Here is a 14,354-nt window from a genome sequence, read left to right as displayed (position 1 = left end):
ACTAACCCGCCCCGTGCAGGGCCGCCGCCTGGGTGATGAGCTCCGGCAGGCTCGCGCGCATCTGATCGGCGAGCCGCACGCCCGAAAGCCAGGCCCCTTCGACCGTGGGCGCGCGGCACCAGTCACCGCAGGCGCCAAGGCGCTGCTCCAGGTTCCACAGGACCCGGCCCGACTGCCCGTAAGGTTGGGCAAAGCGCCAGCGGTGCGCCTTCAGGAAGGTCGGCGCGGGCAGTTCCGTGCCGAGCGCCTGCGCGAACTCTGCGAGCATCCGCTCCGCAACGTCCTCAGCCTCGCATTCCAGGTTCGCGCGCGACCACGCCGCGTTGGCTTGGAGCACCCAGCCGTGCGAGGGCCCGCGTTCGGGCTTGGAGGCGTTGCACGCGAGCACGGAGAAAATACCCAGGTCCGCCATGAAGGGACCGGGCGCAGGAATGTCCCAGGGGAACGCGACCATGACCGACCAGCAGGGCGTGGAACGCACCGAGGCCGCCTCCAGCCCGGCATCGAGATCGTGGAGCGACAGAAGCGGCGCGGCCTGCTCGGCCGGGACGGCGACGACGACGCTGTCGAACGGCTCTGCGTCCAGGCCCTCCCCTTCGATCCTCCAGCCGTCCTCGTCCCGAACCAATGCCTGGACTCGCGCGCCGAAGCGCACGTCGAAACGCTTGCTCTGCTCGGCAACGAGGGTGGCCATGGTGGGAACGCCGACCATGGCCCCGCGCGGGCCGCCGGGCCAGCGCGCGGCACAGCCTGCGTCCTGCCAGCGCGCCACCTCCGTCTGGAAATCAGGCTCGCGCGCGGTGAAGAACGGTGCCCCGAGATCCCACGAGGAAATGTCCGTCACGACCGAGGTCAGACGCCCTCCGGGACGGCGCCCCTTGTCGAACAGGACGATGTCCGCAAGCCCCGACAACCGCCCGGCGCAGGCGAGCCCGGCCATGCCCGCTCCCACGATGGCAATGCGCATGGTCAGCCCTTGCCCCCGCCGATCAGGGCCAGGACCTCGCGGCGACGGCCCGCATCCTCGCGGAAACAGCCGAGCATCTTGCTCGTCACCATGTCGACGCCGTGCGTACGCACGCCGCGGCCCGTCATGCAGCCATGGCGGGCCTTGATGACGACCGCCACGCCCAGCGGGTCCAGATTGTCCCGGATGCATTCGGCGATCTGCGCGGTCAGGCGCTCCTGGATCTGGAGACGATGGGCAAAGCCGTGCAGGACGCGGGCCAGCTTGGAAATGCCGACCACGCGGTTACGCGGCAGATAGGCAATCGAGGCCGTCCCCGTGATCGGCGCAAGGTGATGCTCGCAGTGCGAATGGAAGGGAATGTCGCGCAGGAGCACGACTTCGTCATAGCCGCCCACCTCGTCGAAGGTACGGCCCAGATGGACGGCCGGGTCTTCCGCATAGCCCCTGCCATATTCCTTCCAGGCCCGCCCGACGCGCGCGGGCGTATCGAGAAGACCCTCGCGATAAGGGTCCTCCCCCGCCCAGCGCAGCAGCGTGCGCACCGCGTCCTGGACGTCATCGGGCACCGTCTCGCGGGTGTCTTCCACCTCCTCGTCACAGACATGATCCGCGAGGAAGGCTGCATCCATGATGTTCATGATATCTCTCGTCCGGTTTCCCGCCGACCCGGCGCAGGTGGCTTTCTTCCGGAAAGGTTCTAGGCGTGTGCTCCAAGCTCTGCGATATGGCCAAACGTGAAGAAAGCAGCCGCGCCAAGCCCGATGGATCCCGATTCCCTGATTGCGAGCAGCCGCGTCGCCGCCGTCGTCAGCGACCCGCGACGGGCCGACAATCCGATTGTCGCCTGCAACGAGGCCTTCCTCGAGCTGACGGGTTACGCACGTGACGAGGTGATCGGGCGCAACTGCCGTTTCCTGCGCGGGCGCGGCACCGAACCCGAACAGGCCGCGATGCTGCGCGAGGCTGTCGCCGAAACCCGGCCCGCGATGGTCGAGCTCATCAACTACCGCAAGGACGGCAGCGCCTTTCGCAACGCGGTGATGGTCGCCCCCCTGTTCGACGAGGAAGGGGACCTGCAGTTCTTCCTGGGCTCGCAGATGGCCATCGACGATACCGAGGCCAGCCGCCACCAGCAGGCCCGCACCCGGATCGAGGGCCTGTCCCGGCGTCAGCGCCAGATCCTGCGCGCATTGGCGCAGGGGCAGCTCAACAAGCAGATCGCCTACGAGCTTGGCGTGACCGAACGCACGGTCAAGATGCACCGCGCTGCCGTGCTGCGCGCGCTCGATGTCCGCACGGTGGCCGAAGCCATACGCATCGCCATCGAGGCCGGTTTCTGAACCTCGAGAACGCGGCCCTCTGCCCGAAGATCAGACCGGGGCCTTCCCCCCGCCAAGCGCCTCGACGACGCCTGCGAGTGTGCGGCGCAGCGCGTCGAGTTCTTCCAGGTCCTGCCCCCGGGTCATGATTTCCGGGACGTGGAGCGCCTCTTCGCGCAGCGCCTTTCCGCTTGCGGTCAGCGAGACGCGCATGCGGCGCTCGTCCTCCCGGTCGCGCTGACGCACGAGGTGCCCCAGGGCCTCCATGCGCTTGAGAAGAGGCGTCAGCGTTCCGGTATCGAGATGCAGCCGCTTGCCGATGGCCCCTACGGTCTGCCCGTCTTCTTCCCACAGCACCAGCATGACGAGGTATTGCGGATAGGTCAGGTTCAGCCGCGCGAGCACCGGGGCGTAGAGCCTGCCGATCAGGTTGCTCGCCGCGTAGAACTGGAAGCACAGCTGGCGATCGAGGCGCAAAGCGTCCTCACGCGGGTCAGGGGCATTCTGGGACGTTCGCATCGCGCGCAACGATAGCGCATGCCCCCGCGCACTCAAAGGTTTGCGCAATTTATATTGCACACAACTTGATTGAGCAAAATGGAACTCGAAGGCCGCCTCTCCCGTTCCCCCTCCAAGAGCGAGGGTCGGCACCGGGCCGATCCTGCCGGCAAGGAGGCAAGCCATGCGTCAACTGTCCGACGGGTTCTGGAACTTCCGCGGGTCTTTCAAGATCGCAGGGGTTCTCGATGTCGGCACGCAGATGTCGCTGGTCCGCAGGGCCAATGGCCGTTTCCTTGTCCTCGACTCCTATGACCTGACGCCCGAGGACCGTGCCGAGTTGCAGGCGCTCACCAACAATGGTGCAGCGATCGACGCAATTCTCAACGTTCATCCCTTCCACACCCTGCACTGCGAGACAGTCCACAAGCTGTTTCCCGAGGCGCGGCTGGTGGGGACGCGGCGGCACCGCGAACAGGCCCCGCACCTGCGCTGGCAGGACGGGGTGATCGAGGACGCCGCCACGCAAGCCGAGTTCGCCGATGACCTGGCCTTCTCGGTGCCCGAGGGGGTCGACCTGGTGACACAGGACCCGTCGGTCCATGCGGGCTCGGTGCTGGTGCGCCACCTCCGCAGCGGCATCGTCCATGTCGACGACACGCTCAGCGTCCTCGAGGCGCCGGGCGTTCTGGGCAAGGTCCTGCCCCAGGGGCGGCTGCGCTTCCACCCAATGCTGGGGAAAGCCCTGCAGCAACGGGCGGGCGCGGCGGATGCCTTCGCGCGCTGGGCGCGGCAGATCGCCGGGGAATGGTCGGGCACACCTTATGTGTGCGCGGCCCATTCGGCGGTGCGCGAACTCCCGGAGACAGGCTGGCACGAAGAGGTGCTTCACGCCCTCGAGGCCGCCGAAAAGACCCTCGCCAAGCATCGCGCCCGCCACGGCTGAACCCCGCGGGCGCCCATCCCTCCAGATACGAGAGAAACGCCATGAGCGAACAACGCATCAAGACCGTCAATCCCCTCACCGAAGAGGTGCTGGATACCTACGCCTACATGAGCGACGCGCAGGCGACCAAGGTCGTCGAAGACTGCCACCAGGCCTTCCTCGACTGGCGCCTGCAGAGCCTTGAAGCCCGCGCCGAGGTGATCCGCGCCATCGGCACGGCCCTGCGCGAGCGCAAGGACGAGCTGGCCACGCTGATGACGCGCGAGACCGGCAAGCTGATCGGCGATAGCCGCGACGAGGTCGATCTGTGCGCGGCGATCTGCGACTACAGCGCGGACGAAGGCCCCAAGGCGCTGGCCGATGAAGAGCGCGAGGTCGACGGCGCCACGGCCATCGTCACCCACGCGCCCATCGGTGTCGTCTACGGCATCCAGCCCTGGAACTTCCCGGCCTACCAGGCGGTGCGCTACTCGATCGCCAGCCTGATGGCGGGCAATGGCGTTCTCCTCAAGCACGCCGAGAACTGCACCGGCAGCGGGCTCCTGCTGCGCGAGATCTACGAGCAGGCGGGCCTTCCCGAAGGGCTCTTCGGGGTCCTGTGCATCACGCACGAACAGTCCGACGCGATCATCGAGAATGACCTGGTGCGCGGCGTGACGATGACCGGCAGCGACAAGGCCGGGCGCCACATCGCGGCCAAGGCGGGCGCACAGGTCAAGAAGACCGTGCTCGAACTGGGCTCGAACGATGCCTATCTCGTGCTCGACGATGCCGACCTCGATCTCGCGGTCGACACCTGCGTGCAGGGCCGCCTTTATAACAACGGCCAGACCTGCGTGAACGCCAAGCGCTTCATCGTGACCGAGGCGAACTACGACGCCTTCGTGCAGCGCTACGCCAGGAAGTTCGGCGCGATCGTGCTGGGCGATCCGACCGACGAGAACACGCAGCTTGGTCCGCTTGTCAGCCGCAGCCAGCGCGACCAGCTGCACGAGCAGGTCACCAAGAGCGTGGAGAAGGGCGCGCGCCTTGTCGTCGGTGGCGAAGTGCCCGAGCGCAAGGGCTGGTTCTACCCCGCCACCGTCCTTGCCGATGTCGCCCCGGGCCAGCCCGCCTACGAGGACGAGCTGTTTGGCCCGGCCGCCGCGATCATCAAGGCGAAGGACGATGGCGAGGCCATGCGCATCGCCAATTCCAGCCGCTACGGCCTTGGCGGGGGTATCTTCAGCCGCGATGTCGAGCGCGCCCGCGAACTGGCAAAGACCCACTTCGACACCGGCATGGTGTTCATCAACACCTTCGACATTGCCACGCCCAACCTGCCCTTCGGCGGGGTGAAGAGCTCGGGCTATGGCCGCGAGCACGGGCCCGAGGGCCTCAAGGAGTTCGTCAACATCAAGTCGATCAAGATCGCCCGCTGATATGGGCGAGACGCTCCATTGCGACGTCGCGGTGATCGGGGCCGGTACCGCCGGCCTCGCAGCCGAACGCGCCGCGCGCGCCAATGGCGCCTCGACCCTCCTGATCGATCCGGCCTTCAACGGGACGACCTGCGCCACTGTCGGCTGCATGCCCTCCAAGCTCCTCATCGCCGCGGCGCACCGGGCCCGCGCGGTGAGGACGGCAGGCCCCTTCGGTATCGGGGTTGGCGATGTCGCGATCGACGGCCCCGCCGTCCTGCAGCGGGTGCGTGATGAGCGCGACCGCTTTGCTCGCCTGACGCGCCAGTCCTTCAAGGACCTGCCCGCCGGTATCGCGATCAAGGCCCGCACCCGCTTCACCGCGCCGGGGCGTCTGGCGCTTGACGACGGGCGCTGTGTCGCGGCGGACCGGGTCATCATCGCCACCGGCTCTTCTCCGGTCCTGCCCCCCGCTTTCGCGGCGCTGGGGGACAGGGTTCGGACCAGCGACACCATCTTCGAGATGGACGATCTGCCGCGCCGCCTCGCGGTCGTGGGATCGGGCGCCATTGGTCTGGAACTGGCCCAGGCCTTCGCGCACTTGGGCGTGGAAACCACGCTGTTCGACCGCGCCGAACGTATGGGCGGCCTTCGCTGCGCGCGGGTGCACGAACGCTTGCAGGCCATCATCGCAGCGGATCTCGACCTCAAGCTCGGGGTCGAGGTGACACCCCACGCCGAAGAGAACAGCGCGCGGATCGAGTGGTCCGATGGTGAAGACGAGGCGGGCGAAGCGCAGTACGATCTCGTGCTCGCCGCGCTGGGTCGGGCCCCTCAGCTAACCGACCTTGATCTCGATGCAGCGGGGATCGCCTGCGATGACAAGGGCGTCCCCTTCCACGATCGGCGCACCATGCGCTGCGGCGACAGCGCGGTGTTCCTCGCTGGCGACGTCGCGTCCGACCTCCCCCTGTTGCACGAAGCCTCGCACGACGGGGCCATCGCCGGGCGCAACGCAGCGGCCTTCCCCGCTCCCGTGACGGCCGAGCGCCATGTCCCCTTCAGCATGATCTTCACTGAGCCCACGGTCGCGACCATTGGCGCAGCTGAGGACGAGGGCGCGGTCACCGGCACCGCCGACTTCGATGACCAGGGCCGCGCCCGTGTCGAAGGCCGCAACGCCGGCCTGCTCACCCTCCACGCCGCGGCGCCCGACGGGCGGCTGATCGGCGCCGACATGGTCGCACCCGCAGGCGAGCACTTGGCGCACATGCTGGCCTGGGCGATCCAGGAAGGGCGCACGGCGAGCGAACTCCTCTCCCTCCCCTTCTACCACCCCACCATCGAGGAAGGCCTCAAGAACGCGCTGCGCACGATCTGCCAGGCTACGCCCATCGACCTTCCCCAGGACCAGGACGCCGGCACCCCGCCCGGCGCCTGATGAAAAAGGACATCCCGAAAGCGCCTTGAACGCGGCGCAATGTTCGCTTCATGGACAGAGGCGAGCCGCCATTTGCCTTGCTGCGTCCGGCCGGGGGAGGCTGGCGCTCGATAGCGCGCGACGCCGCGTCGCCCCCCAATCGAGCAAGGATGCACCTGCCCCATGACACCCCGGTCCGGCCTCAACGCCGCACTTCTTCTCCTGTCCGCAAGCCTCTCCTCGACCGCGCTGGCACAAGCCCAGCGCGCGCAGGAGGTTTCCGGCCCGGCTTCGGCGGGCACGGAGGATCCCGATGCACGGGCGCGGGCAACCGAGAAGGCCATGACCTAGGAGGAGCGCTACCGCTACCTCGACAGCCCCATGGCGCTGGACCTGCCCGGCCTCGCGCAGGTCCCTGAAGGCGCGCATCCGGCGGTCGGCTACGTCCCGCCGATCCCGCGCCTTGGCCTGCCCGCGCTCTACGAGACCGACGCCAGCCTTGGCGTCACCAACCCTTCCGAGGTCCGCAAGGGCGACTGGTCGACGGCTCTGCCCGCCAGCATCTCGCTGGCCGCGACCTTCTCGCCCGAGCTGGCCGAGCGGGGCGGCGCCGTGGTCGGCCAGGAAGCCCGCGCCAAGGGGTTCAACGTCGTGCTCGGCGGGGGCAGCAACCTCATCCGCGAACCGCGCAACGGCCGCAATTTCGAGTACCTGAGCGAAGACCCACTGCTTACAGGGCTCATGGCCGCCGGATCGATCCGCGGCATCCAGAGCCAGAAGGTCGTCTCCACGATCAAGCACATGGCTCTCAACGCGCAGGAGACGCTGCGCATGACGCTCGATGCCCACATTGCCGAACCGGCCCTTCGCGAAAGCGACCTGCTCGCCTTCCAGATCGCCATCGAGCAAAGCGCGCCGGGCGCGGTGATGTGCGGCTACAACCTCGTCAACGGCCAGTACGACTGCGAGAACGAGTTCCTGCTCAACACGGTGCTCAAGGAGGACTGGGGCTACAAGGGCTGGGTCATGTCCGATTGGGGCGCGGTGCATAGCCTCCAGTCGGTGGTCAACGGGATGGACCAGCAGTCGGGCTCCCAGCTCGACCCCGATGTCTACGTCGGCGCCCCCTTGCGCGAGGCCGTCGCCGAGGGGCGCATCCCCGAGGCGCGCGTATCCGAGGCAGTGCGCCGCATCCTGCGCTCGGTCTACGCGGTGGGCGCGGACGCGCCGTTTCCCAGCGAGCCCGCTCCCATCGACTACGCTGCCCATGCCAGGGTCGCGCGCGAGGCCGGGACTGCGGGTATCGTCCTTCTCAAGAACGCCGAGGATATCCTGCCTCTTGCCGCCAGCGCAAAGTCGATCGCGGTGATCGGCGGTCATGCCGACATGGGTGTCATGACCGGCGGCGGATCGAGCCAGGTCACGCCTGAAGGCGAGGTTGCGACCCTGCCCATCGGCGGGCGCGAGAGCTGGGGCGGCTGGGCCAAGGCCGTCTACTTCCCCTCCTCCCCGCTGAAGGCCCTGAAAGAAGCCCTGCCCGACACGCAGGTGGAGTTCGACAGCGGTTACTACCACCAATCCGCCGCCAGCTTCGCCGCGCGCAAGGAGATCGCGATCGTCTTCGTCACGGCCTGGTCGGGCGAGGCGCTCGACGGCAGCCTGACCCTACCCGAGGGCCAGGACGCGCTGATCGAGGCGGTTGCCGCGGCCAATCCCAACACCGTGGTCGTCATCCAGTCGGGCAACCCGATCAAGATGCCCTGGCTGGACAAGGTCAAGGGCGTAATCGAGGCCTGGTATCCGGGGCAGGAAGGCGGGGCCGCCATTGCCGACATCCTCACCGGCAAGGCCAATCCCTCGGGCCATCTGCCCGTCACCTTCCCGCGTGACGAGAGCCAGCTGGTCCGCCCGGAAATCCCGGGCCTTGGCGAACCTGAAGGCACGCGCCTTGTCGTCGAGTACACCGAAGGCGCGGATGTCGGGTACCGCTGGTACGCCGCGAAAGGCCTGAGCCCGCTGTTCCCCTTCGGACATGGCCTGAGCTACACCCGCTTCGCCCATGAGGACCTGCGCGTGGAGCCGGCTCCCGGCGGCGCGCCCATGGCCTCCGTCTCGGTGCGCAACATAGGGGCAAAGGCCGGAGCCGATGTGGTGCAGCTCTATCTCACCTCGGGTCCGAACGGGGCAACGCGCCGCCTTGTCGGCTTCCAGCGCGTGGACCTGGCGCCGGGCGAAGCCCGCAAGGTGGAGATCGCCCTTGACCCACGTCTGCTCGCCAACTGGACGGACGGGGCCTTCGTCCAGGCGGCCGGGCGCTACACGTTCGCCGCGGGCCATTCCGCGCAGGACCTGGGCACCCCGGTCGAAGTTACACTGAAGGAACGCACGCTCGGCCGCTAAGCCTTAGCGCGCCCCATTCTCATACCATCCGCGCCCGCCCTCCCGGACCTGGGAAGGCGGGCGCTTTCGTACATGCGCGTTCCACAAGGATCGCCGCCCCGGAGCGCGCCCCTTCCCCCACGCGAAATGCCCGGCGTGCACGACGCACACCGGGCATTTGCAGGAACCGAGGGCAGGGACCGGCAGAAGGTCCCTGCAGATCGGATCGGGATCAGAAGTCGTAGCGGATACGCGCGCCCCAGGTCCGCAGCTGCGGAAGGCCCACGTACATCACGTCCTTCTCCTGGAAGGTCGCGTTCGGGTTCGACAGGTCCCAGTTGGGCTGCACGCTGGTGTAGGTCTTGTCGTTGAAGGCGTTGGTGACAAAGCCCTCGATCCACACGTTGTCCGAACGCAGGCCCACGCGGAAGTTGACCTTGGTCGAGGCGTCGGTCTTGGCGAAGTTGCCTTCGCTCTCGTAGACGCCCGACTTGTAGGACAGCTCCGAGCGCAGGTACCATTCGTAGTCCGGCATCGGCGCGAAGGCCTGCGCGAATTCCGCGTTCACCTGTGCCGAGTACTTCGAGACGAACGGCAGGCTCTGGCCCGAGACGTCGTCCGAACCGGTCAGCTGCGCGCAGGTCGAGCACAGGCCTTCATCGATGTTGGTGTCGTTGATCGCCCCGCGCGCGGTCAGCGTGAGGGCATCGATCGGACGCGCCGTCAGGTCAAGCTCGATACCCTTCAGCGTCACCTTGCCCATGTTCGTGAAGAACCACGAGATCTCGGGCATGCCGCCGCTGTTGTTGGGAATGATCAGGGTCTGCTCGGTGATCTTGTCGGTCCAGATGTCGTAGTAGACATCGCCCGAGACGATCAGCCGGTCGTTGAAGAAACGCCCCTTGAAGCCGACCTCGAAGTTGTCGAGGTATTCCGGGCTGACGCCGCGGGTCACGCCCATTGCGATGAGGTCGTCGACAAAGGCGGGATCGGCCGATTCCAGCGGGTCGAGCCCCAGCCCCGGGTTCACGCCGCGCGAGTAGGTGGCGTAGACCATGGTGTCGAGGTCGGGCTTGTAGCGCAGGCTGACGCGCGGCAGGAAGCTGTTGTAGGTGCGCTGGTAGACGATGTCATCGGTATCGCCGGTGCGGCTGATGACCTTGTCCGACTGGTAGCGCGCGTCGAAGTCGACGGTCAGCTGGTCGGTGAGGTCATAGGACAGCCCCAGGAACCCGCCCCAGGTCTTGTTCTCGCTGGTGGACGAGAAGGCGCTGTTGATCCCGGTGAAGTAGTAGATCTCCGAGTAGCCTTCGTAGCCCTTGGCCCACAGGTAACTGCCCCCGAACATCCAGCGGAAGCGACCGTCCTGGTTCGAGGCGATGCGCACTTCCTGCGAGAAGTCCTTCTGCTCGTGCTGGATCATCAGCGGCCAGTCGGTGTACTCCTGCGCGAATTCGCCCGAGGTAAAGGTGTTCTCGTAGGGCGAGGCATAGGCGTTGAGCGGATAGAGCACCGTCCAGGAATTGCGGTTCACGCCGGTCAGACTGGTGATCGAGGTGCCCCCTTCGGTGACGTATTCGGCAACGCCGCTGAAGTGGTTGCTGTCCCGCGTCATGCCGAAGTGGTCGATCTGCTCGTCCTGGTTCATGATCGGTGAGTAGTTCTCGAGCATGTTGGCGACGCCCGCATTGACCTCGGTGCGCGCGCTGGGCTGGCCGGGCAGCAGGCCCGGCAGCGTGCCGCAGAAGTAGGGCAGGTCCTGCGCGCCCAGGTTGCAGTTCGACTGCGAGCCCAGGATCACGCCGGTGGCGCCCGGCCCGTCATCGTCGTTGGCAACCATGCCGAACAGGTTGACGGTAAAGTTGTGGCTCGGCGTGAACTTGAGCTGCAGCGTGCCGCTGCGGGTGCTCTGATCGCCCAGCGTCTTGCCCGGCTCGGCGTTGTTCTTCCACGAGCCGTCCCGCGTGAAGTAGCGGCCCGTCGCGCGGAAGCTCAGGACGTCCTGGATGATCGGCCCGCCGACCGCGCCGCGCAGGTCGTAATAGTCGTCCGTGCCGGCAAGGCCGCTGACATAGCCGGTGAAGTAGTCGGTCGGCTCGGCGGTCACCATGTTGATCGCGCCGGCAAAGGTCTGGCGGCCGAAGTAGGCGCTCTGCGGGCCCTTCAGCACCTCCACGCGTTCGAAGTCGAACACGCCCGTCACGGTGCCGTCCGAGACCTGGATGCCGTTGATGAAGGTCGAGCTGGTGCGGTTGCCGCGCGAAGGCGCCATGCCGCGGATGATGAGAGCAGTCTGGCTGCGGTCCGAGCGGCCCGAACCGGTGATCGAGTTGTTGAGGTTCATGCCCGGCGTCACCGCGGTCAGATCCTCGACCGTCTGGACGTTGAGCGACTGGATGTCCTCGCCCGAAAGCGCGCTGATCGCGATGGGAACATCGAGCGCGCTTTCCTTGCGCTTGCGCGCGGTCACGACGATGTCGCCAAGCCCGGACTGCGCGGGGCCCTGCTGGGCCGCAGGCGCCGTGGCCTGGGCATGGGCCGCCTGGGTTCCCCCGAGAACCAGCGGCGCGAATGCGACTGTCGACAAGAGCAGCCGGCTCGTGTGCTTAAACATCATGCTTTACCCCCTAAGAGCTTCTTTTCTTCATACCCGCAGCCCCCCGGCCCCTGCCCTCATGCAGGAACCCGACGCACATGCGGCGCCCTTCGGAGCCCTCGTGAAGCTCCGAAATCCTCAGCCCGTTGATCCGTGAATTGGTGTACCCGGGCCCCGTCCGTTCTCGTTCTTGCGGCACGCCATGTGCTCGCCCGGGGCATTGCGGAGACTGCTCAGGGTTTCGGATCCGGTCGACGGGACTGCGGCAAAAAATTCGTGACACGAACTATTCGCCGCGTGAGCATCCGCATGGAGAGAGCCTGAAGTTGTGAGACGGTAGGGATCGAAGTGTTCGCCAGCCGGGCGCTAGGGCGTCCTGACCCGCAGATCTCCGGGACATTGCCACGCATGGCACATGCTAACTGACGGTAGTCGTGGAAAAAACGCACTCCATATTTGACGTTATAACATAACATAGCTTGAAGGCGCTTCCTTTCGAAACAGGTGGGACGCCATGCGACACGTTACCCTGCTGGCCGGTTCGGCAGCTCTCTTTCTTCCCTATTCCGGAGCGCTGGCCGCTCCGCCCCGCGACACCGACATCCTCGTTACCGGAGAGCGCGAAGAGGTCGCCCGCGCGAGCGACCTTGCCAGCGCCCCGGCCCGCGTGCTTGCCGGCGAGGCGCTGGAGGAGGAGCGCTCGCAATCGCTGGGCGAGACGCTTGCCCGGTTGCCCGGGGTCCAGAACAGCTACCAGGGCCCCCTTGCCGGGCGGCCCCAGATTCGCGGGCAGGCCGGCAACCGCGTCGCGCTGCGCCTCAATGGCCTCGCGCTCGACGACATGTCGGGCATCACCGGGGACCATGCCGCGCCCATCGAGCCCTTCCTCGCCGACGTGATCGAGGTCCTCAATGGCAGTGCCGGCGTGCTCTACGGTGGCCACGCCATCGGCGGCGCGGTCAACCTGCGCGATGGACGCATTCCCCGCAGCGCCGCAAAGGCCCCTCTGTCCGGGCGGGCGCAAGTGAGCGGAGGGTTCAACACGCCGGTCACCGCCATGGCCCGGCTCGACGGCGGGAAGGACGACTTCGCCTGGCACGCCGACATGCTCTATCGCCATGCCGGTGACTTCGACATTCCCGGCCTCGCCAAGGCCGACGAATGCCGCAGCTGGGCGGACCTGGTGACGAACGTCACCTTGCAGGGCATCTGCCAGGTGCGCACCGCAAGCCCGCAGTGGGCCTATGACCCGGACCAGGGCCGCTACGTCGATGCAACGCCTGCCGAGCAGCAGATCATCGAGGACCCGGCGCCGGGCCGCAAGGGCAAGCTCGTCAACAGCGGGCTCGAGACAGTCGCGGTCAACCTGGGCGCCAGCCATGTCGGCAGCCAGGGCTATTTCGGGCTCGCGGCGGGCTACTATCGCAGTGACTATGGCGTTCCCGGCTTCCAGTCGGTCACGCCCGCGAGCCCTTCCCCCTCGCCCATCGCCATCGCGGCCGAGCAGCTGCGCCTTGATATCGACGGGGTCCTCTATGCGCCGCTGCCGGGCCTTGCCGCCGTGCGCCTGCGTGCAGGTTCGGTGCGCAGCCACGATCGCGAGCGGATCGACGGCAACGACGCCAGCGCCTTCGAAATCCACTCCGACACCGTCCGGCTGGAACTGACCCAGGCCGCGCTCGGCCCGCTCACGGGCGTCCTCGGCGGCGAGGTCAACCACCGCAAGCTGGAGACCCGCAGCGACACGGCCTACCTGCCCAGTGTCGAGACGACGAAGCTTGCGCTCTTCGCGCTGGAACGTCTGACCATCGGCCCTGTGCGCCTGAGCGCAGGCGGCCGCCATGACTGGATTGAGCAGGACCTCGACGAGACCAGCCTGCGCGATGGCCGCGGGCTCGGCGTCAGCTACGCCCAGGACCGCGACTTCCGACTGTGGAACGCCTTTGGCGCTCTGCGCGTGACGCCGCTCTCCTGGCTGCACCTCGATGCCCGCTACGCGCTGGGCGAGCGCGCGCCCGAGGTCAACGAGCTCTACGCCAACGGCAACCACTTCGCCTCGCTGTCCGATGAGCAGGGCGATGGACGCCTGCGCAAGGAGCGCTCACAGACCTGGGAACTGGGCGGAACGCTGGACCTCACGCCGTTCACGCTCTCGGTGACCGGCTACCGGGTGAATTATGAGGACTACATCTACCTCGGCAACACCGGCATCAGCCGCACCCTGCCGGTGCGTGAGTGGCGCCAGGGCGACACGCGCTTCAAGGGCATCGAAGGCGAGGCGACCTTGCGCGTGCCGCAGGTCGGCCCGGGCGATCTGGAACTCCATGTCTTTGCCGACCACGTGCTGGGTAAGCCCCGCTTCCACGCCCCCGACGACTACAGCCCGTTCAACTTCGACTATCCCTCGAACGCGCAGTGGACCGCCGAATACTACCGCCGCCAGCTCGATGGCGAATACCTGCCGCGCATGCCGGTTTCGCGCTACGGCGCCGATGCTGCGCTCTCCGGCGCGCGCTGGCGCGTCTCGGCGGGCACGGTCCATTTTGCCCGGCAGACCCGCTTCTCGCAGGATGAAACCGCAAGCCCCGGCTACTGGCTGGTTGATGCCCATGCCCGCTACAAGCTGCCGCTGAGCGCGCACGACATCGAGATCTTCGTGGACGCCACGAACCTCACCAACACCGAGGCCCGCGCGCACAACAGCCCCCTGCGCTACCGCGCCCCGCTGGTCGGACGTGCGGTCACGCTGGGCGCCCGCGCCGCCTTCTAGCCGCGCGCCTGGCTCTGTTACGAAAAAGGGGGCGGTCCGACCCCGAACCGCCCCCT

At 67.3% G+C, this 14,354-nt stretch carries 11 protein-coding genes; 7 read left to right on the top strand and 4 right to left on the bottom strand.

Annotated features, from left to right (window positions below; all coding sequences use genetic code 11):
• Position 1 precedes the first annotated feature (1 nt).
• Together HT578_RS14905 and folE are read right to left on the bottom strand one after the other, a co-directional pair.
• Complete coding sequence (locus HT578_RS14905) at positions 2 to 967, bottom strand: NAD(P)/FAD-dependent oxidoreductase (RefSeq protein WP_213500416.1); 966 nt, start codon at positions 965 to 967, stop codon at positions 2 to 4.
• Between the two features lie 2 nt (positions 968 to 969).
• Positions 970 to 1,599, bottom strand: coding sequence for a GTP cyclohydrolase I FolE (gene folE / locus HT578_RS14900; protein WP_239026624.1), 630 nt, complete (start codon positions 1,597 to 1,599; stop codon positions 970 to 972).
• 132 nt (positions 1,600 to 1,731) lie between these two features.
• Here folE and HT578_RS14895 point away from each other — a divergent pair, with 132 nt between their 5' ends.
• The gene (locus HT578_RS14895) at positions 1,732 to 2,310 is read left to right on the top strand and encodes a PAS domain-containing protein (RefSeq protein WP_213500412.1); all 579 of its coding nucleotides are present in this window, start codon (positions 1,732 to 1,734) and stop codon (positions 2,308 to 2,310) included.
• Positions 2,311 to 2,340: 30 nt separating this feature from the next.
• On the opposite strand, the gene HT578_RS14890 is transcribed toward HT578_RS14895, so the two are convergent.
• Complete coding sequence (locus HT578_RS14890) at positions 2,341 to 2,808, bottom strand: MarR family winged helix-turn-helix transcriptional regulator (protein ID WP_213500410.1); 468 nt, start codon at positions 2,806 to 2,808, stop codon at positions 2,341 to 2,343.
• A gap of 163 nt (positions 2,809 to 2,971) precedes the next feature.
• Here HT578_RS14890 and HT578_RS14885 point away from each other — a divergent pair, with 163 nt between their 5' ends.
• The 5 genes from HT578_RS14885 (at position 2,972) to HT578_RS14865 (ending at position 8,953) form a co-directional block, all read left to right on the top strand.
• Positions 2,972 to 3,733, top strand: coding sequence for a hypothetical protein (locus HT578_RS14885; RefSeq protein WP_213500408.1), 762 nt, complete (start codon positions 2,972 to 2,974; stop codon positions 3,731 to 3,733).
• 41 nt (positions 3,734 to 3,774) lie between these two features.
• On the top strand, positions 3,775 to 5,154 hold the full coding sequence (locus tag HT578_RS14880) for an NAD-dependent succinate-semialdehyde dehydrogenase (protein WP_213500406.1): 1,380 nt from the start codon (positions 3,775 to 3,777) through the stop codon (positions 5,152 to 5,154).
• 1 nt (position 5,155) lies between these two features.
• Positions 5,156 to 6,574 (top strand): dihydrolipoyl dehydrogenase, encoded by a 1,419-nt coding sequence (locus HT578_RS14875; RefSeq protein ID WP_213500404.1) that lies wholly within the window; start codon positions 5,156 to 5,158, stop codon positions 6,572 to 6,574.
• Between the two features lie 162 nt (positions 6,575 to 6,736).
• The gene (locus HT578_RS14870; protein ID WP_213500402.1) at positions 6,737 to 6,904 is read left to right on the top strand and encodes a hypothetical protein; all 168 of its coding nucleotides are present in this window, start codon (positions 6,737 to 6,739) and stop codon (positions 6,902 to 6,904) included.
• Positions 6,905 to 6,934: 30 nt separating this feature from the next.
• Complete coding sequence (locus HT578_RS14865) at positions 6,935 to 8,953, top strand: beta-glucosidase family protein (RefSeq protein WP_213500400.1); 2,019 nt, start codon at positions 6,935 to 6,937, stop codon at positions 8,951 to 8,953.
• 211 nt (positions 8,954 to 9,164) lie between these two features.
• On the opposite strand, the gene HT578_RS14860 is transcribed toward HT578_RS14865, so the two are convergent.
• A complete protein-coding gene (locus tag HT578_RS14860; RefSeq protein ID WP_213500398.1) occupies positions 9,165 to 11,519 on the bottom strand; it encodes a TonB-dependent receptor in 2,355 nt (784 codons plus the stop codon).
• A 523-nt stretch (positions 11,520 to 12,042) separates the two neighbouring features.
• Here HT578_RS14860 and HT578_RS14855 point away from each other — a divergent pair.
• Positions 12,043 to 14,298 carry a TonB-dependent receptor gene (locus HT578_RS14855; protein WP_213500396.1) on the top strand — a complete coding sequence of 752 codons (2,256 nt, stop codon included), beginning with the start codon at positions 12,043 to 12,045 and terminating at the stop codon, positions 14,296 to 14,298.
• Positions 14,299 to 14,354 lie beyond the last annotated feature (56 nt).

Source organism: Novosphingobium decolorationis, assembly GCF_018417475.1.
GTDB classification, from domain to species: Bacteria; Pseudomonadota; Alphaproteobacteria; order Sphingomonadales; family Sphingomonadaceae; genus Novosphingobium; species Novosphingobium decolorationis.
The sequence above is the reverse complement of the archived record's forward strand: the minus strand, read 5'-3'. Positions and strand labels throughout refer to the sequence as shown.

Coding starts and splice junctions, on each gene's coding strand:
- HT578_RS14905 (WP_213500416.1), bottom strand. CDS start 967: ATGCGCATTGCCATCGTGGGAGCGGGCATGGCCGGGCTCGCCTGCGCC.
- folE (WP_239026624.1), bottom strand. CDS start 1,599: ATGGATGCAGCCTTCCTCGCGGATCATGTCTGTGACGAGGAGGTGGAA.
- HT578_RS14895 (WP_213500412.1), top strand. CDS start 1,732: ATGGATCCCGATTCCCTGATTGCGAGCAGCCGCGTCGCCGCCGTCGTC.
- HT578_RS14890 (WP_213500410.1), bottom strand. CDS start 2,808: ATGCGAACGTCCCAGAATGCCCCTGACCCGCGTGAGGACGCTTTGCGC.
- HT578_RS14885 (WP_213500408.1), top strand. CDS start 2,972: ATGCGTCAACTGTCCGACGGGTTCTGGAACTTCCGCGGGTCTTTCAAG.
- HT578_RS14880 (WP_213500406.1), top strand. CDS start 3,775: ATGAGCGAACAACGCATCAAGACCGTCAATCCCCTCACCGAAGAGGTG.
- HT578_RS14875 (WP_213500404.1), top strand. CDS start 5,156: ATGGGCGAGACGCTCCATTGCGACGTCGCGGTGATCGGGGCCGGTACC.
- HT578_RS14870 (WP_213500402.1), top strand. CDS start 6,737: ATGACACCCCGGTCCGGCCTCAACGCCGCACTTCTTCTCCTGTCCGCA.
- HT578_RS14865 (WP_213500400.1), top strand. CDS start 6,935: ATGGCGCTGGACCTGCCCGGCCTCGCGCAGGTCCCTGAAGGCGCGCAT.
- HT578_RS14855 (WP_213500396.1), top strand. CDS start 12,043: ATGCGACACGTTACCCTGCTGGCCGGTTCGGCAGCTCTCTTTCTTCCC.